This is a genomic window from Pseudonocardia benzenivorans CB1190 (genome assembly GCF_000196675.2).
Classification (GTDB): Bacteria; Actinomycetota; Actinomycetes; order Mycobacteriales; family Pseudonocardiaceae; genus Pseudonocardia; species Pseudonocardia benzenivorans.
In genome coordinates this window covers 3,742,414-3,761,845 of sequence record NC_015312.1, presented here as the reverse complement: position 1 = coordinate 3,761,845, position 19,432 = coordinate 3,742,414, and the positions used below count along the sequence as shown (strand labels likewise).

Here is a 19,432-nt window from a genome sequence, read left to right as displayed (position 1 = left end):
GGGGCGCGTCGCCGGACGTCCGCGTCGACACGAGTAGGTCGACACGGGTAGGTGGTACTAGCACCCTCGCCGGGCGCGGTCACTGGACCGATCATGGGACGTGACGGTGACGAAGGAGGCCGGGTGGTGGACGTACTGATCGTCGACGATCAGCGGCCGTTCCGGATGGTGGCCCGCACGGTGGTGGGCCTGGTCGGGGGCTGGCGGGTCGCGGCGGAGGCCGGGAGCGGGGAGGACGCCCTCGACCAGGCCGAACGCGTTCGCCCGGGCGTGGTCCTGATGGACATCAACCTGCCGGGGATCAACGGGATCGAGGCCACCCGGCGGCTCCTGGCCCGGGCCCCGGACACGACGGTGGTGCTGCTGTCCACGTACACGGTCGACGATTTGCCCGCCGACGCCGCCGACTGCGGTGCGGCCGCCTACATCCGCAAGGAGGACCTCACACCCGCCGCGCTGCGCGCCCTCCACGCGGGTTGAGCCGCTGCCGCCGGCGCCGCGGACCGGACCTGCGGTGGCGGGGCCGGGCGTGACGTGCGTCGCATGTGAGCCACGCGGTGGGGTCGGATCGCCGAACGGCCGGGTCGATCGCCGCCGGACGGCCCCGTTCGTGGTATCACCCTTTGGGGGTAGCCGAGCGTAAAGCGCCTGGTGTGACCCCCGTTGGCGGCCCCGGAAGGGTCGTGAGTACGTTCGTTCGAGTCCCAGCGGGTAGCCCCGCGGGGAGGCTGATCGACGACGGGTCCGCACCGGGCCCGCCGGACATCCCACCAGCGATGTGCACGACCGAAAGACGGAGGAGATCGTGGCCCTTCCCCAGCTGACCGAGGAACAGCGCGCTGCCGCGTTGGAGAAGGCGGCCGCCGCGCGCCGGGCCCGGGCAGAGCTGAAGGACCGGCTCAAGCGAGGCGGGACGACGCTCAAGGAGGTGCTCGCGCAGTCCGACACCGACGACGTCCTCGGCAAGATGAAGGTCTCGGCCCTCCTCGAGGCGATGCCGGGTGTCGGCAAGGTGCGTGCTGCGCAAATCATGGAGCGCCTGGAGATCGCCACGAGCCGCCGGCTGCGCGGCCTGGGCGACCGTCAGCGCAAGGCGCTGCTCACCGAGTTCGAGGGCTGACCGACGGCGCCCGCCGCCGTGCCGACCCCCGTCCGTGGTGTCACCCGGCGGCGGGGTGAGACGGGGCGGCCTGCGGCCGCGAGCGGAACCGGGGCGGCACCGCCGCCCGCGAGCGAGTGAGGACGTGGCGTGAACGGCGCCCCCGAACCCGCCGGTGGGGCTGAACGATCCCCGAGAGGCCGGCTGATCGTGTTGGCCGGCCCCTCGGGGGTCGGGAAGAGCAGTGTGGTCGCGCAGCTGCGCGAGCGGCTCCCCGAGCTGCACTTCAGCGTCTCGGCGACGACGCGGGCCCCGCGCGTGGGCGAGGTCGACGGCCGGGACTACCGGTTCGTTTCCCCTGCGGAGTTCGACGGTCTCATCGAGCGCGGCGAGCTGCTGGAGTGGGCCGAGATCCACGGCGGCCTCCAGCGCTCGGGCACGCCGGCGGCCGAGGTCGAGCGGGCCCGCGCCGAGGGCAGGCCGGTCCTCGTCGAGGTCGACCTGCAGGGGGCCCGGGCGGTCAAGAAGGCCGTGCCGGAGGCGGTGACCGTCTTCCTCGACCCCCCGTCGTTCGACGAGCTGGCGCGCCGGCTCGGCAGCCGCGGGACCGAGTCGGCCGCGCAGCTGGCCCGCCGGCTGGAGACCGCCCGCGAGGAGCTCGCCGCCCGCGACGAGTTCGACGTCGTGGTCGTCAACGACGACGTGCGGCGCGTCGTCGACCGGTTGGTACAGTTGGCGGTCAGCCGCACGCCGCCACGGGGCGGGGCCCGCGGCAGTGACGACGATCTCTCCCCGCAGGAGTCCTTTCAGTGAGCATGCCTCTGACCGGTGCTGTCGCCGGTTCCACGCCCGAGGGAATCACCAACCCGCCCATCGACGACCTGCTCGGCCAGGTGTCGTCGAAGTACGCGCTGGTGATCTACGCCGCCAAGCGGGCGCGCCAGATCAACGACTACTACTCCCAGCTCGGCGAGGGCCTGCTGGAGTACGTCGGCCCGCTGGTCGAGCCGGGCCCGCGCGAGAAGCCGCTGTCGATCGCCATGCGCGAGATCCAGAGCGGCCTGCTCGAGCACACCGAGGGCGAGTAGCCCGTGGGCGCGCCCCGCGTCCTGCTCGGGGTCGCCGGCGGCATCGCCGCCTACAAGAGCGCGGAGCTGCTGCGCCGCTTCACCGAGTCCGGCCACTCCGTCCGGGTGCTGCCGACGGCGGCGGCGCTCGAGTTCGTCGGGGCCGCGACCTTCGAGGCGCTCTCAGGGCAACCCGTCCACACCGGCGTCTTCCACGACGTGCCGTCGGTCGCGCACGTCCGGCTGGGCCAGGAAGCCGACCTCGTCGTCGTCGCGCCCGCCACGGCCGACCTGCTGGCCCGCGCCGCGCACGGCCGCGCCGACGACCTGCTGACCGCCGCCCTGCTCACCGCGCGCTGCCCGGTGCTGTTCGCCCCCGCGATGCACACCGAGATGTGGGTGCACCCCGCGACCCGCGACAACGTCGCCGTCCTGCGTGCGCGCGGTGCCGTCGTGCTCGAGCCCGCGTCGGGCCGGTTGACCGGGAAGGACACCGGCCCCGGCCGGCTGCCCGACCCGGCCGAGATCGCCGAGCTGGCCCGGCTGCTGCTCGAACGTCCCGACGCGCTGCCGCGCGACCTGGAGGGTCGCCGCGTCGTCGTGTCCGCCGGGGGCACCCGCGAGCCGCTCGACCCGGTCCGGTTCCTCGGCAACCGGTCGTCGGGCCGACAGGGCTACGCGCTGGCCCGGGTGGCCGCGCAGCGCGGTGCGCACGTCACGCTCGTCGCGGCGTCGACGGCGGAGCTGGCCGATCCGGCGGCGGTGCAGGTGGTCCGGGTCGGGACCGCCGAGCAGATGCGCGTCGCGATGCACGACGCGGCGGCCGACGCCGACATCGTCGTGATGTCCGCCGCGGTGGCCGACTTCCGGCCGGCGACGCTCGTCGTCAGCAAGATCAAGAAGACCGGCGCCGAGCCCGACCCGCTGCGGCTGGCCACCAACGCCGACATCCTCGTCGAGCTCGTCGCGGCGCGGCGGCCCGGTCAGGTCGTCGTCGGGTTCGCGGCCGAGACCGGCGACGAGAGCGGCGACGCGCTGCACCACGGCCGGGCCAAGCTGCGGCGCAAGGGCTGCGACCTGCTCGTCGTCAACGCCGTCGGCGACGGCAAGGCCTTCGAGGTCGCCGACAACGCGGGGTGGCTGCTGGCCGCCGACGGCACCGAGACCGAGCTGGCGTCGGGTTCGAAGGCACTGCTGGCCTCGCGGGTGTGGGACGCCGCCGCGGCGCTGCTGAAACCCGCCTCCGGCTGAGCGCCCGGCCCGCACACGACGACGGCCCGTCCGCGGAACCGCGGACGGGCCGTCGCGTCCCCGAGCCCGGCCACGAACCTGCGATCGCGAGGACGACGTGTCCCGGGCCCATAGCCATCACCAGTAGACGTACCGGAGCCGCAGCGAAGCCCAACACGACGCTCCATTTCGGCGATGCTCGGTCCGAGACCGCCGCAGCGCGGGTGTCCAGGACCAGCGCGCCCAGGTTGAGCATGAGCAGGAACTGCAGCAACGACCCCAGCGGGTCGCCCGCGTGGCGCGTGGGCTGCGGCAGCCACGTGTTGAGCCCATACACCAGTGGCCGCCACCCGCGTGCGTCCACCACCGCGAGCGCCACCAGCGCGGCACCGAGCCCGCCGATCGGAAAGCCCGACGAGTGGAGTCCGTTGTAGATCTGGCGTCGGTGGGCCGGGGCGAACTCGACGGTCAGGGCGACCGCGCGGGCCAGCAGCGCCCCCAGCCTGAGGCCGGTGCGGAAGCGGCTCCCGCCGAACACCATCGCGTCCGGCGCGAGGGCGGCGACTGCCGAAACACCGAGAACCAGGCGATGGCAAGAAGGATCACCCGCCGACGGCCGATCCGGTCGGCTACCGGGCCGACCGCCAGCCCGCCCAGGAGCATCCCGAGGAGGGCGTAGGACCCGATGGGGTGGGAGTCGGCGTCGGAAACTCTCGATGTCGACGTCCGCGGCGGTGCGCTCCCGGCTCAACGCCTTCTTGCGCACGCGTCCGGTGGGGGTCCTCGGCAGCGTCCCGACGAACTCGATGTCACGCGGGAGCGTGAAGTCCGAGAGCCGCGCGGGGCACCACTCGAGGAGGTCGAGGGCGGTGACGCCGCCGAGGGAGCCGTCTCCGAGATCCGTCACGCCGAACGCCTTCGCGTCCTCGTCGGCGAGCGGCGAGGGAACCGGCACAACCGGTGCCTCGACGAGCGTTGGGTGCGCCAAGAGGATCCTCGGCTTCGATCGCGGCGTAGATTTCACCGCTGCGGCGGATGATGCCGTTGGTGCGGCCGACGAAGGTGGCGCGGGCCGGGGAAACGGGGCCACCGAGAGCGTGGATATTGCGCCCCGGCCCGACCGGCCGAGCAACAGCACAAAATGTGCCGAAGGACGCCGCTACCTCAGCCTCGACGTCCTCCCACCTTCGCTGTCACACACCATCCCAGGCGGACTTACCCTTTCCGCTTTGAGTCAGCGACGGAACACCGACAGGAGCAGCCAAAGGATTACGTTCAGAACGAGGGAGACGAGAAGCATCGACGTGATCGGAATGTATATCCGCGTCGTGCCGCTCGTGACTCGGATGTCGCCGGGAAGTTTTCCCAACCAGGAAAGAGCTCCCGTCCAGGCGAGCAGTCCGCACCCGAGCAGGAGCAGCCCTCCGCCCACCAGCCATGGGCCCCAGTCTCTGGTCACGGATCCCCGCCCCCCTTGCTCGTGGCCTCCTGAGACTGTCCTCGTGGCGTGGGCGTCGGTCCTCAACCCCCGGAGGCGAACCAGGTCGGAAGGGTCTGCACCGGCGGTACAACGGAGATCGCCGGCCACACCCCGGCTTAGCGATGCGAACCCACGAGGTTGCGCCGCCGGAAGGAAACGCCGGCCGCCAGAGAGCGGGATCCTGTTCCCGCGTCTGATCTGTTCGGGACCCATCCAACGTCCGCGTCGGCCCTCGTCAGGTACTGCACCGACTGTCGCGAGCTTGCGGATTCTGACACCGAGACTTCCGACGCCCTTCCGCCGGTGCAACCCCTCTCCGCAAGGGGCCGGATCCGGGCTCGAGGAGCGCCGCTGCCCCGATTCGGACGTGGACGGTGGCTGTGGGGACGAAAATTCCGGCTAGCTCGTTCTGAAGGGTCGCCGGAAGCTCGTCCACTCGCCGTGCCCGACGAGCCCTCGCTCAGGGGCAGGCGCCCAGTGCGTCAGGACCGACCTGCAGCCGCTCGCTGTCGCTGTTCACCATCAGTTCGTAGAGGGAGAGGTACTCGGCAACCATGCGCTCCGTCGAGAACCGCTCCGCCACCGCCGCCCGGCATGCGGTCCTGTCCAGGTCGCCGACGTGCGCGAGAGCGTCGACCAGCTCCGTCCGGTCGTCGCAGATGAACCCCGTCACCCCGTGCTCGACGATCTCGGTTGCGGCGCCGACCGAGCACGTCACCACGGGGGTCCCGCAGGCCAGCGCCTCGGTCATGGCCAGGCCGAACGGTTCTGGCCGGTGGATCGGGTTCAGAAGCGCGGTCGCACCCGCCAGCAGATCGAGCTTGGCTCCGTCGACCGCTTCCCCGACGAACATGACGTCGTCGCCGAGCAGCGGTCGGGCCTCCTCGTCGAAGTAGGTGTATTCGGCGGGTGCACGCATCTTCGCAGCGATCACCAGTGGCCGCCCGACGGCTCTGGAAAGGAGCACCGCCTCACGCACCCCGTTTGCGGGCGCCAAACGGCCGAGGAACAGCAGGTATCCGCCGGCACCGCGGCCCATGGGGAACCGATCGAGGTCCAGGCAGTCGTGGATCACCCGGGAAAACGCAATCTCCGGCGCCCGCGCGACATGCTCGTGAGAGGTCGCTACGACAGGCAGACGCGCAGCGTATCGACCGTAGACCGAGCGCAGCTCGCCGGTGAGTGGACCGTGACAGGTTGTGAGGACCGTCCGCCGATTGGAGGCGAGTGCCCATGCCGGTCCCAGGAGCGTGTGGTCGTGGACGACATCGCAGCCGGCCAAGGCTTCATGGCCTGCCATCACGTGCTGCAGGTCCACGAAACCGCCGCCGAGTGGCTCGTCGGTGGCCGAGGACACGCCGTGGGCAGTCGAACCCGGCACCGGGCAGTCACCCGTCGGGAAGACGGTGACGCTCTGTCCTGCCGCGACCAACCCCCGGGCGAGTTGGGCGACGATCATCTGGGTGCCGTCGTGTGTCTGCGAAGGGGGCGCGACACAGGGCGCGGACAGCAGCCCGATGTTCAGCGATGGTCGTGCCATCGCTCCATCGTCGCGACGTCGTCGTCAGCGCGAACCGGCCTGTCGGAGCGATATCGGCGGGACCGGCGGACTCGGCAGCCGGATGACGGGGCCCGATCGGTGCAGGCACCCTGCGCCGCCGGCACAAGTCGCACGTCGAAAATCGGTTCGCTCGGGCTCATCCGACGTCAGTGCCGCTCGGGGACGATCGGTCGTGTTCGCCGTGGGCTCGACGCGGCCGGCGGCGGTCGCCGGGACCGAGCACAGGAGATCGTCGTGGATGGACAACCGATGCCGAGGCGGGCATATCGCGAAGTGGCGGTCGACGAGAGCCGGTTTCCGCGTGCGGGGCGTGTCCGGGCTCCGGACGGGGCGAGCAGCGGTTACACGGTGGCCGTTCCGAAGGCGGGGGCGTCGGAGATCACCCACTGTGGGCAGACCGTCGACCTCGACGCCTCCAGAGCGGCAGTCGCACGGCCCGAGGACGAGACCGACATGTGCTGCGGGGACGGCTTCGCCTGCTACTTCGTGAGGATCAAGACGGAAATCGTGATGGATGCGCTGGAGCACCTGCTCGGTCATCCGGTGAGCCGGCCGCTCGACCTCGGCCCGTCGTTCGACCTGCGCACGCCCGCCGGGCGTGCGTGGAGCGGCATGGTGCGGCGGTTGGCGTCGTCGCCCCTGCTCGACGACCCGGTGCGCGCCGCGCCGCTCAAGGAAACGCTGACCGTCCGGCTGCTGCTCGCCGTCGACCACCGCTACCGGGACGAGCTCGACGGCTCGGTACGTTCGTGGGCTCCCGGCCCGGTGCGCCGCATGGTGGACGCGATCGAGGAGCGCCCGCGTCACCCGTTCACCCTCGCGGAGCTCTCCGACATCGCAGGTGTCGGAACCAGGGCGCTCGGTCTCGGCTGTCGCCGCCACCTCGACATCTCGCCGGCGGAGCGCCTGAACGCCACCCGGCTGGCCGCTGCACACCGGGAACTCGAGGCCTCTGACGCGGGACGGACCACTGCGACCGCCGTGGCCTCCGGCTGGGGGTTCACTGACGCAGGGCGGTTCGCCGCCGAGTACGCGCACCAGTATCGGGAGCCGCCTTGGCTGACCCTGCGCGGACCGGCATACGCGTGAGGAACGCGACCGTCGGTCGTCAATGCCGAGGTAGCGACGTCCACAGACCGAGGACGACCCCACACAAGCACGGGCGGCGGGTTCGACGACCAGCAGCGCCCAGGGGGTGACGAGGCTGCTGATGGCAATGGAAGGCAGCGCACGCGGACCTCGGTGGCGGTGCTCGTGGCGAACCTCGGCATCGCGAGAGTTGGTGCCGGCAATCAAAGGCAGGTGGATCGCCGACGCGAGGTCCTCGAGCACGAGTACCGCGAGCACGGCGGAGTTTCCGGGTTCCGCAGCGCCCAGGTCACTGAGCAGGGGCGACGACGCCAGAACAACGACGCCCAGGTCGTTCCGGCAGGAGCGAGGACACCGACCGCATCGAGACCGAGAAGCAGGCCGGCGACGGTGCCCGATCCGGCGTTGAGGACCGCGTCGGCACGACGGACGGAGTCCGGCCTCGGTCCCTACAACCAGGAGAGTGCTCACACGGCCTCGTCCTGCTCCTCTTCGTGCTCTGTCTGAACCACTCCAGCGACGAGTTCGCTGAGAGCCTCCGCCGCTATACGAGTAGGAGCCTCCCTCGCCGGCGGTGAGTTCTGCCGGGAGGTACGGCGGCACGGGTGGCAACGACGGCCCGAGCGCCACGATGTCGAGAACGTTCAGCACCATCGGCAGGACGTCCACTCGAGCAGAAGCTCGACCGAGGAGGGCACCCCGGACGCAGCACGCACGCCTGGCGCTGTCGAGGACGTTGATCCCTGACGAACGCCCCCCAGCCCGATGGGCTGCCCGTCGCAGGTGTCGAGCTCGGTCTCGAGTGGCTGTTCCCGAACGGTGGGGGCCGTAGCCTCAACCACTACTCCCATCGGCCCTCTAGCAGGGGGCCGAGTGGATGTGCGCCGGGCTCCGCGCCCAGGCGCGACAACAGGTCGGTCGGCTCCGGCGTCTCCCGGCACTTCGGGATGTCGATCCCCAGTTCGCGCAGCGGGTCGCCCGACGCCGCTATGAGCACCAACTCGGTTCCGGGGTGGTCGAGGAACTTCGGCGAGTCGAGCGGAGCGAACCGTCGGGTGCCGAGGGCCCTCTGCAGTTGCTCGGGATAGTGGGCGCGGCGTCCTGGTGGTAGGCCGGTCGCGGGCGGAGCGGCTCCTTCAGGGTTCCGCACAGCGACGATCATGCTCATTGCCCTGTGGATACCCAGCTCGTGCTGTACCGGCCCGGGTGCCTCGGGGAGTTCCAGGACGTAGACGAGATGGGTGTGGCCGGCGTGCTCGACGATCGCGTACCCGGCCTCCCCGGCCGGCCGTGCCCGCGGCGCCACCCGCACGCCCCGGGTTCGGGTCTCGTCGGTCTCGGGGGCGAGTTCGTCCGCCACCGCCTCGGGCCGGCACGCGACGAGGTCGACGAAACCCCACGTCCGCTCGTGCGCTCCCACGTCCGGTAGGCGTTTGCGGCCCACGATTACACGCCGGAAGATTGCCCGCCCTGCGGGCTCGAGCAGCAGGTAGAAGCGGGCGACATCGTCCGGCCCCCGCACGCGATCGACGGTCACCCGGGGCTGGTACCAGAACGACAAGTCACCGGTCTCGCGAATCCGTGCCACCTGTGCTGCGTACCCGGTGATTTCGGCCTTCCGTCGGGCCGGCCGTGACGAAACACGACAGCTGTTCTGACGCTGCCGGACCGTGGCCCGGCAACGCGGAGACTGCAGAACGCGATGCCCGGCGAGCCCTGAGCCGCCGACGCCGTACGAGATCCGCTCACGGCAGGCGGGGCCGGGCGTGGGCGGCAGCACTTCGTCGCCACGTTCGTTGATGATGGGCAGGCAGGTGCCTGTGCGCAACGACTCACGACGACCGGGCGAGACGGGCCATCAACCACCCGAGCAGGGCGGCGAGACCGAGTAGCACGGGCTTCGTCGGAGACGGGTGTGGGCGTGAGCTGCGGTCGGTCATCCCGGCCGCCCGGTTGGCCCGGTAGCGGTCGGCGCAGTTCTCTGCGGTACGCGCCGAGACCATGAAGATCTTCGCGGCTGCCGCGTAGGTCCATCCGTGATCGGCGACGAGCTGAGCGAGCCCCAGACGCGCACGAGGGGGCAGGGCGGCGTCAGCGTGTGACACGAAGGCCTCCGGTCGACGAAGCGGTCCAACCGGTGCCGCGCCCGGGATCTGGTCGATCGCCATGTCAGCGCGGGTCCGGCACAGATCGCGCACCGCCGCCTCTGCCACGATCGTGACGACGCGGCTCGTCACGAGCCCTGTGACGGTTACGCCGGCCGACGGACCCGTTCCACCCGGGCTCGGAGCCGTCCGTCCGGCGCCTTCCACGTGATCTCGTCGCCGGGCTGCGCACCCAGCAGCGCGCGCCCGAGGGGGCTCTCGGGTGTGACGGCTGGGACGTCCTCGTCGGGAAACCGAGTGACCTGCAGGGTCTCGGAGGAGCCGTCCGGAAATCGGAGCGTGACCACGCTGTACAGGCCGACCCGCTCCGACGTGTCGCCGTCTGGCCGCCCCGCCTCCCAGACCTGGTGGACCAGGTCACGGATGCGGCGATCGACCCAGTCGATCTCGTCGCGGAGCGCGGTGGTCGCACCATGCTCACCGAAGTCGTGCGGCCGGTGATCGTCGGAGATGAGACTCCACTCGAGTTCGCGCCGACGGGCCCGCAACAGGTCCAGCTCCTCCAGCAGAGCATGGCGCTCGTTGTGAGGGGCTGTGGTCATGGCCTCACCGTCCCACGCGGTCCAGCCACCTTGTCCGGCCCGCGGGAACGGACTTCCCGCCCGTGCTTCGCCCCTGCGGGCGCAGGCGGGTCGAACGCCGGCAACCTGCACTGCTATCGGGCAACCTCGCTGCGCCACGAGGAGCATGGCGAACTCCGCAGAGCGCAGGCGATCACGTCGCTCCGCTCGCGCGGAGACGGCGTTGGCAGGCCTGCACGACTGCCGCGAGCCGCGCATCGCGGCATCCGCTGTTGCGACTGGCGCATCGCCGTCGCGCCGAACGAACTGGTTCTCGCGCGCGTAGCGCTCGTTGCCGATCCGGATCAGGTTCTCGTCCATGAGGCGGTGACCGCGGCGAGTACTGTGTCCTGGCGAGTCCGGCGAGGTCGAGGTCGGCGTCAACGCGCCGCCGCCCGCGCAAGCCCTCACCGAGGGCGTCCATCCGGTGTGAACTTCGTGGCCTGCGGACCTCGCGCCACCGATCGTGGTGCCTACACCCTCGTCCGTCGCGGCCGGTGGCCTACATGTGCCCGCGCGGGTTCAGCTGGTGCAGACGTCCGTCCAGCACGGCGGGACGCCGAGGCCTGAATTGGTCGTGCTCGCTCGGGTCGATGATCGTCGCGCCGTCCGGGCCGAGGTATAGCCACCCGTCCCGCCCTCGTAGCGGCCTGATGCCGGGCGGCGTGACGTACTCCGGCCCGGCCCCTCATCCGTCACGTCGACCGGGTCGGTCACTACCACCGCCGCGAGATCAGATGGACGACTGAGCGAAGCTGTCGGCTCACCGTCGACGCTACGGTGCACCGGCGACGCGCGCCGTGGCGAACTGCTCGATGATCGCTCGGCAGAACGCGGGCAAGTCGGCGGGTGAGCGGCTCGTCGTGAACTGCCCGTCGATCACGACCTCGTCGTCGACCCATTCCGCGCCCGCGTTGCGAAGGTCGTTCTGCAGGCTCGGCCACGAGGTGATCCGGTGGTCGCGGACGGCGTCCGCTGCCAGCAGCATCCACGGCCCGTGGCAGATCGCCGCGACTGACTTGCCGGTGGCGACGAACTCCCGGACGAACGCGACCGCGGTGGTGTCGATGCGCAGTTTGTCGGGGTTCACCGTCCCGCCCGGCAGGAGCAGGGCGTCGTAGCCGTCCACCGACGCGTCGGCGACCAGCCGGTCTACGGGGAGTGTGCCTGCTGACACCAGGTCGAACTGGCGTGCCTGGATCTCGCCGGGGTGGAGCGAGAGCAACTCGGTGTGGGCGCCCGCGCCGTACAGCGCCCCGCGCGGCAGCTCGAGCTCCACCCGCTCGACGCCGTCGGTCGCCAGGATCGCAACCTTCCTGTCTTCGAGTGGACGAGGCATAGACAGCTCCAATGTCTCTCGGGGTGTGTCGTGCCGCTTTCGCGGCCATGTCCACGATGAAGGGTGGGTCGGCAGCCGACATCGCTCCGGCAGGACGAGATTGGTTTGCCCGGTCCGCCGGCTGAGGTCGGCGGCGACCGACGGGACCTTTGTCTTCGACCCGCGAGCGTTGGCAGCGGGCGAGTTGAGATGCACGGATGCTCGATGACAAGCGGAGTCGCTCCTGCACCGCGTCTCGCACATCAGCGCGTCGCATCGGGCTCCACCGTCGGCGGCCGACTCGGCCCCCGCAGGCCGAACGCGGGGGACTGCTCCTCGTGCTGCTGGACGGAGGCGACGGGACGATCGATCCGACAGCATCGGCGTATGGATGCGCAGCTCGTCTCCGGCACTCCGCCTGTTCCGGTCCCGCAGGGCACGACGCCGACCGGGGACGGTGTCGTGATGGGGGTCGGGGCGGTCGACATCGACGCCTACACCGACTTCCAGTGCCCGTTCTGCAAGCAGTTCGAGCAGACGACCGGGCCGCTGCTGGACAGGTTGGTGGCCGACCGCGCGATCCGCCTGATCTACCACCCGATGAACCTCCTGGACTCGGTCTCCACCGCCGCGTACTCGACCCGCGCAGGGGCCGCGTCGGGCGCGGCGGCAGACGCCGGCCGGTTCCGTGAATACACCCGTGTGCTCTTCGAGAACCAGCCACCCGAGGGCGGTCCGGGATTGTCGGATGGGGAGCTGATCGAGCTGGGCCAGGAGACCGGTATCACCGACCCGGCCTTCGCCGAGACCATCCGCACGGGCCGCTACCTACCGTGGCCGCCCTACGTCACGGAGCGGGCGATCGCACGCGGCGTCGCCGGCACACCCAGCGTCTTCGCCAACAGCGTCCCCATCGCGGCCCGCCCGGGAGCGATCCTCAAGGCCGTCGACGCCGTGCTGGCGTGAGCACCACCAGGAGGCGGGCTCCGGAGGCGCAATCCTTGGGCACCACCAGTCCACGATCGGGCGGCGCGGCCGTCCGTCGCGGCGGGTCTGCGACCGTTCCGGAGCAGGCCCGCCGGATGGCCGAGGCGCGCGCTCGTAGACGCCGCCGGATACGGCGCCGGGCGGGACCGACGGGCTCCGGCCTCTGGTCGGGCGGAGGTGTCGATCGTGCGAAGGCCCGCGGCACGTAGCGGCGTGCGCAAACGGTCGGCCTCTTGCGGGTCCTCGACGCGCGAGAGCCGCGCGCGGTGCTGGGCCATGAGGGGACTCACGTGTACAGCCGGGACATCCTCCATCGCGAGCGTGGCCGGTGCACTGGCGACCTTGATCGCGTTCCGGGCCCAGTCGCGTTCGCCGCCTGGCTGCGACTGGCGAGGACAGCGACCGCAACCCGCCTCGGGCTGCTACTGGTCGCCGTTCTCGGACCGATCGTGCGGCACTTGTGCAGCCGGCGGTCAGCGCCCGCGCCCCGCGCCTGGCGACCTCTCGGCCACGACGGCTCGTCCGGAGAGCCTGGCTACTCGTCGTCGCCGGCTTCCTCGCCGGTGCAGGTCTCGAGGTGCCGGGCCAACGCCCGGACCAGGCCCTCTTCGCCGAAGGCGATGACGCGGGCACTGGCGCACCAGGGACACGTTCTGCGCATCACCGGGGTCTTGGCGGAGCCGTCCATGCACAGAACAGTAGCCGGGGCACGGACGCCGGATCTGGAGGAAATGACGCACTGCACAGAGGTTCCCGGTCACCCCCGCCTCCGCGATGACTTCCGCGGCCGCACGTGCTCGCGGAACCAGTCCCGGCACATCTCTGCCAGTAGGGACTGCGCATGCGGCTTGTTGATCAGGTGGCCCACGTCGTCGAGCAGCGCGACCCGGGTGGGGCCCGCGATGCGGTCCGCGGCGTCCTGGTTCCGGTCCCGGAGCGTCGTGTCGTACTCGCCCACCACGAGCAGGGTCGGTGCGCGTGCGATGAGGAGGAACTCGCCGGCGAGGTCGGGCCGACCACCGGGCGATGCGACGGCGCGAACCCACTCCGGCCGCGCCGCCGCCGCGGTGAGACAACCGGCCGCGGCGGTGTGCGCACCCAGAAGCCCGCCAGGCAGCCCGGCGGTCGGACGCTCCGACGCCAGCAGGTCGATCATGGCGATCGTGCGCACGGCCAGCAGGTCGGTGTCGAACCGCAGCTCGGCGGTCGCGGCGTCGATCCGCTGCTCCGCCGTGGTCAGCAGGTCCGCCCACGCCGTCGCAAGTCCCACCGTGTTGAGCTCGCTGGACACGCGCAGATCCCGCTCCTCGTCACTGCGCCCGCCCGGGACTCGGGCGAAGAGAACCACGCCGACCGGGTGCTCGGGCACTGCGACGTAACCGTCGAGATCGAGGCCGAGGACGTCGAAGTTCCGGGACTGGGACACGACCGTCACGGGACCACTGTTCCCGGACGGCTTCACCGTTGGCATCGGCCTGGCGGGGTGAGGACCATCCCGCGGGTACGCCTCCCCGTCGTAGTTTCGCAGCCAGCCGTGCCGGGATCAGCGACGCGCTCGGCGGTCCTTCTCGCCATGGTCCTCGTCGACGTAACGCACGCCCGGTACCTGGCACCGGGGCGTGCCGGAGAAAGCCCCTGCGGGGCCGCATCGACCTCGGGTCAAGCCCGGGCGATGGTCCCGTTCACGTCAGCTCGACGCCGACGGCGAGAGCGTTCGCGGCCGCATCCCGAGGGCGCAGGCGATCGCCGGACCGTGCCGGGCCGGACGCTCGGTGTCGGCCGTGGAGCGCCCGATCGAGTCCACGTCGTCCGACGCGTCGCCCGGTCGGGTCGGCGTGCCCGGCTCCGAGGCCGATCGGTCCGGTCGGGCGACCGGAAGCTCCGACCCCGACTTGGGCAGGGTCGCGAAGTCGTACGCCGCCCCCGGCTCCCACACGACGACGAAACCGGGCCGCGGAGCGCGGATCTTTCGGCGGCCTCCGGCAAGGGGCGCGCAGCGCGGTCGGTGAACCGTGGAACGGATGACGACGGGGCCGACGACAGGGCCGGAGTTCATGAGGCCGGCGTTCCGGAGCCGGCCGCCCCAGCCGGCCCGGCGTCGTGGTGTCGCGGAATCGGCTCGTCAGGGCGACTACGTGCCGGGACATCGGCCTCACCGGGCCGATCAACGCGCCGCCCGGCACTGGGACGGTCGTGGAGACGACGGATGCCCACCGGTGGCCCGCAGTGGAGAGCGAGGCGTGCGATTGAGACTGCCCCACGTCCGGTACAGCGCGCTGCCATGCTGGTGGCGCCGCCAAGGGGGGAGCACGACAGCGGGGACGAGCCGGCGCTGATCGTGCCGGGCGCGAGGAGCCCCCTGGAGGCCGAGTTCGCGTCCGTCATCGCGGACGTCCGGTTGTCGGCCGTGGACATCAGCCGCGGCGGAGGGGCTGGTTCCGACCTCGTGTTGGACGACCAGGGCCACCTTGTGACCAACGCCCACGTCGTGGGCATCACCAGCACGGAGTTCGAGGTGCGGATGCACGAGCAGCGTCGTCCGCGCGGCCAGGCTGGTGGCCTCCTACCCGGACGAGGACCTGGCGGGATCACCGTGGCGGACCCCTCTCCTCTGGTCTGGCGCCGGCGCGCTTCTGCGAGACCCGTGACCTGCAGGTCCGCGAGATCGTGGTGGCGATGGGTAGCCCCGCTCGGGTTGGAGGGCAGTGTGACGCAGGGAATCGTGCCGCTCGGCCGAACCATCCCCGAGCCCCCGGAGCCGCAGAACGGAGTCCCCGGGACGGTGTTGCGCCAGGTGATCCGGACCAGCGCGCCGATCAACCGGGACAACAGCGGTGGGGCACTGGTGAGCCTCGATCGCGAGGTCGTCGGTGTGCCGCCACTCGCCGGGGCGAGCCCCCGCACCGTCACCGCGACGCCGGGCTTCGGACTCACGATGTCGGGCAGCGTCGTCCATGACATCGCCCGGCAGACCATCGAGCACGGACGGGTCGTGGATTCCGGGCAGGTGGCACTCGGAGCCACCGTTGCCGCCGTGACGGACGACCGCGGGGAGCCGGTCGGGGCGGGTGTGGCCGACGTTGATGCGGCAGGACCATCTGCGGCTGCCGGCGCGCAGGTCGGAGATCTGATCATCCGGGCTCACGGTGACGCGACCACCGGCCGCTGAACCTCTGACGTTCACGATCAACTCGGGGGACCCGCCCGCGGCCTGAGGAGGGCCTGATGCTGGAGGTCGAGACCGTCGATCGGATCCTGCGGTTGCGGGGTGACGGGCTGCCGGTGCTGAGCCTGTACGTCCGTGTGGATCCCGCGGATCGCCGGGCCTTTCCGAGCCGCGTCGACGAGCAACTGCACGAGGTGCGGCTGCTCGCCAAGGACACCGCGCTGGATCGCGACGCCCGGTTGTCGTTGCGCGGTGACATCGAGCGCGTAGAGGAGGCCGTGCAGGAGGAGCGCCTGCACCCGCGGGCCGTTGCCTTCTTCTCCTGTTCGGGCCGGGGGGTGTTCGAGGACGTCGAGCTGCCGCGACCGGTGCGCGACCGGCAGGTGGTCGACGAGACGACCTGGGTCCGGCCGCTCCTGGCGGTCCTCGACGAGTACCACCGATGCCGCGTCGTAGTCGCCGACCGCGGCCGGGCCCGATTCTTCGACCTCTACCAGAACGAGATGGTCGAGTGCCCAGGCCGGCTCCGGGACCGGACGCTGCGCAAGCCCGACTACGCGGCCGGCATGCGGGAGCACACCGTCCACAACAAGGCCGAACTGCTCGCCAAGCGGCACTACCGTGCCGTGGCCGAGCGGCTGGACGAGGAGGCCCGCCGCCACGAGTTCGACATCATCGCCTTCGGTGGTCACGACCACGAGATCCCCGAGCTCCTCGACCACCTGCCCGCGGCGGTGCGCGAGCGCGTCGCCGGAACATTCTCCGTCCATCCTGGCGAGCAGGACCTCGGAAGGATCCACAGGCTCGCCGATCAGGTGGTGGAGCGCTATGAGCGTGCAGAGGAGCAGCGGCTCGTGACCGAGACCCTCGAACGCTGCTCCTCGGGCGGGCTCGCGGTCGTAGGATTGACGGAATGCCTGTGGGCGGGCACCACCGCCGCCGTGAACCAGCTCCTCGTGCAGGATGAGGCGGTGCTCCCGGGCGCGGTCTGCGATCACGACGGCTACCTCGGCGTCGAGGAGGACCGGTGCCCGGTGTGCGGCCGGGAACTGCGCCGCACCCCGGACGTGGTGGACGAGCTTGTGCAGGCCGTCATCGACCAGGGCGGATCCGTTGAGCACGTCGCGGCGGAGACTCCGCTGCGCGTGCAGGTCACCGCCGCGACGCTCCGCTTCCGCCCGCCACCGCACCCGGCGGTCTGACCTGCGGGAAGCCTCCGGAGCGCATCCGAGCCAGGCTCGGCGCCCGGTGTCGTGCCCGGGCCGCGGTTCGTGCCCGACACGCGAGGGCTCCGTACATGGCCGGACCGACGACCGACGACCGACGACCGAGCCTCCGCATTCCGCCCTGCCGAGCCCCCGCTCGTGCTACCGGCCTGCCTCCGGGCGAGGTCCGGCACGTACTCCGCGGCGATGCTCCGTGACGGGCTGTCAGAGGAAGAATCCAGCTTCACCCATGTGTCGGGCCGGGCCTGGCGACACGACCGTCTCGCCGATTGCCCACAGCCTCGCTCACGAGTGCACGAGACTCGATAGGGGACCGCGACTGAGCCGCGAGGCGAGCCCGAGACGGAGCGCGGCGCGGGCGTCCACACCCGGTCACGTGCCCACCCCGGTGTGAGTGAAGGGGCCCTGGCGTCTGGCGGTCGACTTCACGGGTATTGCCTCCGCGAGGGTGATCGGTCGGCGGTCGGGACGGTGGTCGACCTCAACGATGTCCGTCCGCACGGTGCGGGTGGCATCAGGATGCCCTTTCGAAGTGGACCCGGCGGGACGGCCATGCCTGTTCAGCCGAGCCCGGCACGGTCCAACGCGTCCTCGGCGGCGTCGATGTGTCTCAGGGCCTCGGCGAGCGCCGCACCGGCCAACCCGGAGGGAACCGTTCCCGGCACGAAGTCGGCGCCCAGAAGGTCCCGCAGATCACCGAGCAGGCCGTAGGCCAGGCTGCGGGCCTCCTCGAAAGTTTGCATGTCCTGCGGTCGCATGGGCCTGCCTCTCCGTGGCGCGGGTGATGACGGGAACCCCTCCTCCGCAACGGGCAACGACGCCGGCGGCCGGCGCTGCCGGACGGCCGTGCCAGGCCGAGACATCACCACCTGATTCGACCGCGCGGGCTGAAGAGGCGCTGTGCGCCGGCCGCCGATTGTTGGCCCGCCGATCCCGATGTCCTGCCGTTCCGAAGGAGGAGATCCACGTGTCCACCGGTTCGGGCCAGGAAGGTCCGCCGGCGCCGCATGTTCTCGTCGTGCTGGGTGCGACGGGCGACCTGGCTCGGCGCAAACTGTTTCCAGCACTATTTCGCCTGTGGCTGCTCGACCTGCTGCCCGAGAGGTTCCACCTGGTCTGCTCCGCCCGCACCGCACCGGAGAATCGGGACCTTTTCCTGGCGATGGTCCATTCGGCCGTGGAGGCACGGCGGGGGGCGATAGATGAAGTCGGCTGGCAGCGATTCGCGGACCGGATCAGCTTCGTGCCCACATTCAATGACAATGGTGCCGAACTGGAAAGTGCGATATCGGCTGCGGCAAAGGACTTGGGCAGCGAGGCCCACTGCGTCTACTACCTGGCGATACCTCCGGCGTCGACGGAGTCCGTCGTTCGAATGCTCGGCGCGTTCGACGCCACCGCATCGGCGAAAATCGTCCTCGAGAAGCCCTTCGGCACGAACCTGGAATCTGCGCGCCGGCTCAACGAGACGCTCTGGGAGTTCTTCGGTGAGGGTCGAATCTACCGGATCGATCATTTCCTCGGTAAGGAGGCCGTGCAGAACATCCTGGCATTGCGGTTCGCAAACGGAATGTTTCAGCCGGTCTGGAGCCATCAGCACATCTGCTACGTGCAGATCGATGTTCCGGAGCAGATCGACATTCAGGGACGGGCAGATTTCATGGAGTCCACCGGGACGTTCCGGGACATGATCTCGACACACTTGTTCCAGCTGCTCGGCTTCGTGGCGCTGGCGCCGCCGTCGCGGCTCGATGCCTGGTCCCTGCGGCACGAGATGGTCAAGATATTCCGGTCGCTCCGCCCGCCGGACCCGACGCGGGTCGTCTTCGGTCAGTATGAGGGATACCGCGAGGAAGCCGGCGTCGACGAGTTCTCCGATGTGGAGACGTTCGTCGCGATGGAGGTCTACATCGACGACTGGTGCTGGATCGGCGTGCCCTTCTACCTGCGGACGGGCAAGGCCCTCGCCGCGGCACGCCGTACGATCACGATCGGCTTCCGCGAGCCTCCGCTCAAGGTCTTCCCTGGCGACGTCGACGAAACCTGCAACGAACTGGTGCTCGAGCTCACCGACGACCCGAAGATCTTCGCCGATGTCCGGGCCAAAATACCTGGTCCCACATTCGACCTCGGGCGCGGCAGGATGCGGCTCGCCCTCCTGGAGGCGTTCCCGGATTCGGAGCCGCTCGAGGCCTACGAACGTCTGCTCCTCGACGTGATGCGTGGTGACCCGACGCTTTTCATCAGCACTGAGCAGGTGGAACTCCTGTGGCAGCTTTTCGATCCGCTGCTGGACGAACCGCCACCGCTGCGTCGCTACCCGCGGGGGGCGTGGGGGCCGAGTGAAGCTCTGCGGCTCCCGGGCGAACGCGGGTGGCGGTTGCCGGACTCTTAGCCCGGACTCGTAGCGAGGACTCATAGCACTACGGCCGATGGTCGCCGGGAACGGCTCGGGTCAGAGGGACCGAGGTCGTCACCTAGTGG

General features: G+C 70.8%; 18 protein-coding genes and 2 pseudogenes. 10 read left to right on the top strand and 10 right to left on the bottom strand.

The window, feature by feature from the left end; translation table 11 throughout:
- Window positions 1-123 precede the first annotated feature (123 nt).
- The 5 genes from PSED_RS17710 to coaBC all read left to right on the top strand — a co-directional run bounded on the left by PSED_RS17710 (window position 124) and on the right by coaBC (window position 3,417).
- Window positions 124-480 carry a response regulator gene (locus PSED_RS17710; RefSeq protein ID WP_013675614.1) on the top strand — a complete coding sequence of 119 codons (357 nt, stop codon included), beginning with the start codon at window positions 124-126 and terminating at the stop codon, window positions 478-480.
- 325 nt (window positions 481-805) lie between these two features.
- The gene (gene mihF, locus PSED_RS17705; protein ID WP_013675613.1) at window positions 806-1,120 is read left to right on the top strand and encodes an integration host factor, actinobacterial type; all 315 of its coding nucleotides are present in this window, start codon (window positions 806-808) and stop codon (window positions 1,118-1,120) included.
- Window positions 1,121-1,249: 129 nt separating this feature from the next.
- Entirely contained in the window at window positions 1,250-1,912 is a 663-nt protein-coding gene (gmk, locus tag PSED_RS17700) for a guanylate kinase (protein WP_013675612.1), read from the top strand.
- 2 nt (window positions 1,913-1,914) lie between these two features.
- Window positions 1,915-2,187 (top strand): DNA-directed RNA polymerase subunit omega, encoded by a 273-nt coding sequence (gene rpoZ, locus PSED_RS17695; RefSeq protein WP_049803439.1) that lies wholly within the window; start codon window positions 1,915-1,917, stop codon window positions 2,185-2,187.
- A gap of 3 nt (window positions 2,188-2,190) precedes the next feature.
- Window positions 2,191-3,417: a bifunctional phosphopantothenoylcysteine decarboxylase/phosphopantothenate--cysteine ligase CoaBC gene (coaBC, locus tag PSED_RS17690; protein ID WP_013675610.1), complete on the top strand. Its 1,227-nt coding sequence runs from the start codon at window positions 2,191-2,193 to the stop codon at window positions 3,415-3,417.
- Window positions 3,418-4,177: 760 nt separating this feature from the next.
- Here coaBC and PSED_RS35675 read toward each other — a convergent pair.
- The 3 genes and pseudogenes from PSED_RS35675 to PSED_RS17680 all read right to left on the bottom strand — a co-directional run.
- A pseudogene (locus tag PSED_RS35675) lies at window positions 4,178-4,420 on the bottom strand (AMP-binding enzyme); the annotation flags it as partial.
- Window positions 4,421-4,630: 210 nt separating this feature from the next.
- Window positions 4,631-5,089 (bottom strand): DUF2905 domain-containing protein, encoded by a 459-nt coding sequence (locus PSED_RS17685; protein WP_083845213.1) that lies wholly within the window; start codon window positions 5,087-5,089, stop codon window positions 4,631-4,633.
- A gap of 247 nt (window positions 5,090-5,336) precedes the next feature.
- A complete protein-coding gene (locus PSED_RS17680) occupies window positions 5,337-6,416 on the bottom strand; it encodes a glycosyltransferase (RefSeq protein ID WP_013675608.1) in 1,080 nt (359 codons plus the stop codon).
- Between the two features lie 99 nt (window positions 6,417-6,515).
- On the opposite strand from PSED_RS17680, the gene PSED_RS17675 reads away from it, so the two are divergent.
- Window positions 6,516-7,526 carry an AraC-like ligand-binding domain-containing protein gene (locus PSED_RS17675; protein WP_143770526.1) on the top strand — a complete coding sequence of 337 codons (1,011 nt, stop codon included), beginning with the start codon at window positions 6,516-6,518 and terminating at the stop codon, window positions 7,524-7,526.
- An 841-nt stretch (window positions 7,527-8,367) separates the two neighbouring features.
- On the opposite strand, the gene PSED_RS17670 is transcribed toward PSED_RS17675, so the two are convergent.
- From PSED_RS17670 to PSED_RS17655, 4 genes and pseudogenes are all read right to left on the bottom strand, one after another.
- A complete protein-coding gene (locus PSED_RS17670; protein ID WP_143770524.1) occupies window positions 8,368-9,354 on the bottom strand; it encodes a hypothetical protein in 987 nt (328 codons plus the stop codon).
- A gap of 70 nt (window positions 9,355-9,424) precedes the next feature.
- Window positions 9,425-9,631: pseudogene (locus PSED_RS17665) on the bottom strand (leucine zipper domain-containing protein); the annotation flags it as partial.
- 146 nt (window positions 9,632-9,777) lie between these two features.
- Complete coding sequence (locus tag PSED_RS17660) at window positions 9,778-10,572, bottom strand: GreA/GreB family elongation factor (RefSeq protein WP_083845211.1); 795 nt, start codon at window positions 10,570-10,572, stop codon at window positions 9,778-9,780.
- 454 nt (window positions 10,573-11,026) lie between these two features.
- On the bottom strand, window positions 11,027-11,785 hold the full coding sequence (locus PSED_RS17655; protein ID WP_325176113.1) for a type 1 glutamine amidotransferase domain-containing protein: 759 nt from the start codon (window positions 11,783-11,785) through the stop codon (window positions 11,027-11,029).
- 171 nt (window positions 11,786-11,956) lie between these two features.
- On the opposite strand from PSED_RS17655, the gene PSED_RS17650 reads away from it, so the two are divergent.
- The gene (locus tag PSED_RS17650; RefSeq protein ID WP_041759801.1) at window positions 11,957-12,535 is read left to right on the top strand and encodes a DsbA family protein; all 579 of its coding nucleotides are present in this window, start codon (window positions 11,957-11,959) and stop codon (window positions 12,533-12,535) included.
- Window positions 12,536-13,091: 556 nt separating this feature from the next.
- Here the strand turns inward: PSED_RS17650 and PSED_RS17645 are convergent.
- Window positions 13,092-13,244, bottom strand: a complete 153-nt coding sequence (locus PSED_RS17645; RefSeq protein WP_013675602.1) for a hypothetical protein — start codon at window positions 13,242-13,244, stop codon at window positions 13,092-13,094.
- 69 nt (window positions 13,245-13,313) lie between these two features.
- The gene (locus tag PSED_RS17640; protein WP_086002771.1) at window positions 13,314-13,991 is read right to left on the bottom strand and encodes a dienelactone hydrolase family protein; all 678 of its coding nucleotides are present in this window, start codon (window positions 13,989-13,991) and stop codon (window positions 13,314-13,316) included.
- An 846-nt stretch (window positions 13,992-14,837) separates the two neighbouring features.
- Between PSED_RS17640 and PSED_RS17635 the strand changes: the two genes are divergently transcribed.
- Together PSED_RS17635 and PSED_RS17630 are read left to right on the top strand one after the other, a co-directional pair.
- Complete coding sequence (locus PSED_RS17635) at window positions 14,838-15,725, top strand: S1C family serine protease (RefSeq protein ID WP_049803437.1); 888 nt, start codon at window positions 14,838-14,840, stop codon at window positions 15,723-15,725.
- A gap of 56 nt (window positions 15,726-15,781) precedes the next feature.
- Window positions 15,782-16,924 (top strand): baeRF10 domain-containing protein, encoded by a 1,143-nt coding sequence (locus PSED_RS17630; protein ID WP_013675599.1) that lies wholly within the window; start codon window positions 15,782-15,784, stop codon window positions 16,922-16,924.
- 584 nt (window positions 16,925-17,508) lie between these two features.
- Here PSED_RS17630 and PSED_RS17625 read toward each other — a convergent pair.
- The gene (locus PSED_RS17625; protein WP_143770522.1) at window positions 17,509-17,691 is read right to left on the bottom strand and encodes a hypothetical protein; all 183 of its coding nucleotides are present in this window, start codon (window positions 17,689-17,691) and stop codon (window positions 17,509-17,511) included.
- 224 nt (window positions 17,692-17,915) lie between these two features.
- Here PSED_RS17625 and zwf point away from each other — a divergent pair, with 224 nt between their 5' ends.
- A complete protein-coding gene (zwf, locus tag PSED_RS17620) occupies window positions 17,916-19,343 on the top strand; it encodes a glucose-6-phosphate dehydrogenase (protein WP_013675597.1) in 1,428 nt (475 codons plus the stop codon).
- Window positions 19,344-19,432: the final 89 nt, after the last annotated feature.

What these genes read in the sequence shown, in the direction of transcription:
- PSED_RS17645 (WP_013675602.1), bottom strand. Translation starts at nt 13,244, where the DNA reads ATGGACGGCTCCGCCAAGACCCCGGTGATGCGCAGAACGTGTCCCTGG.
- rpoZ (WP_049803439.1), top strand. Translation starts at nt 1,915, where the DNA reads ATGCCTCTGACCGGTGCTGTCGCCGGTTCCACGCCCGAGGGAATCACC.
- PSED_RS17680 (WP_013675608.1), bottom strand. Translation starts at nt 6,416, where the DNA reads ATGGCACGACCATCGCTGAACATCGGGCTGCTGTCCGCGCCCTGTGTC.
- PSED_RS17635 (WP_049803437.1), top strand. Translation starts at nt 14,838, where the DNA reads ATGCTGGTGGCGCCGCCAAGGGGGGAGCACGACAGCGGGGACGAGCCG.
- PSED_RS17660 (WP_083845211.1), bottom strand. Translation starts at nt 10,572, where the DNA reads ATGGACGAGAACCTGATCCGGATCGGCAACGAGCGCTACGCGCGCGAG.
- PSED_RS17630 (WP_013675599.1), top strand. Translation starts at nt 15,782, where the DNA reads ATGCTGGAGGTCGAGACCGTCGATCGGATCCTGCGGTTGCGGGGTGAC.
- PSED_RS17625 (WP_143770522.1), bottom strand. Translation starts at nt 17,691, where the DNA reads ATGCAAACTTTCGAGGAGGCCCGCAGCCTGGCCTACGGCCTGCTCGGT.
- PSED_RS17650 (WP_041759801.1), top strand. Translation starts at nt 11,957, where the DNA reads ATGGATGCGCAGCTCGTCTCCGGCACTCCGCCTGTTCCGGTCCCGCAG.
- PSED_RS17685 (WP_083845213.1), bottom strand. Translation starts at nt 5,089, where the DNA reads ATGGGTCCCGAACAGATCAGACGCGGGAACAGGATCCCGCTCTCTGGC.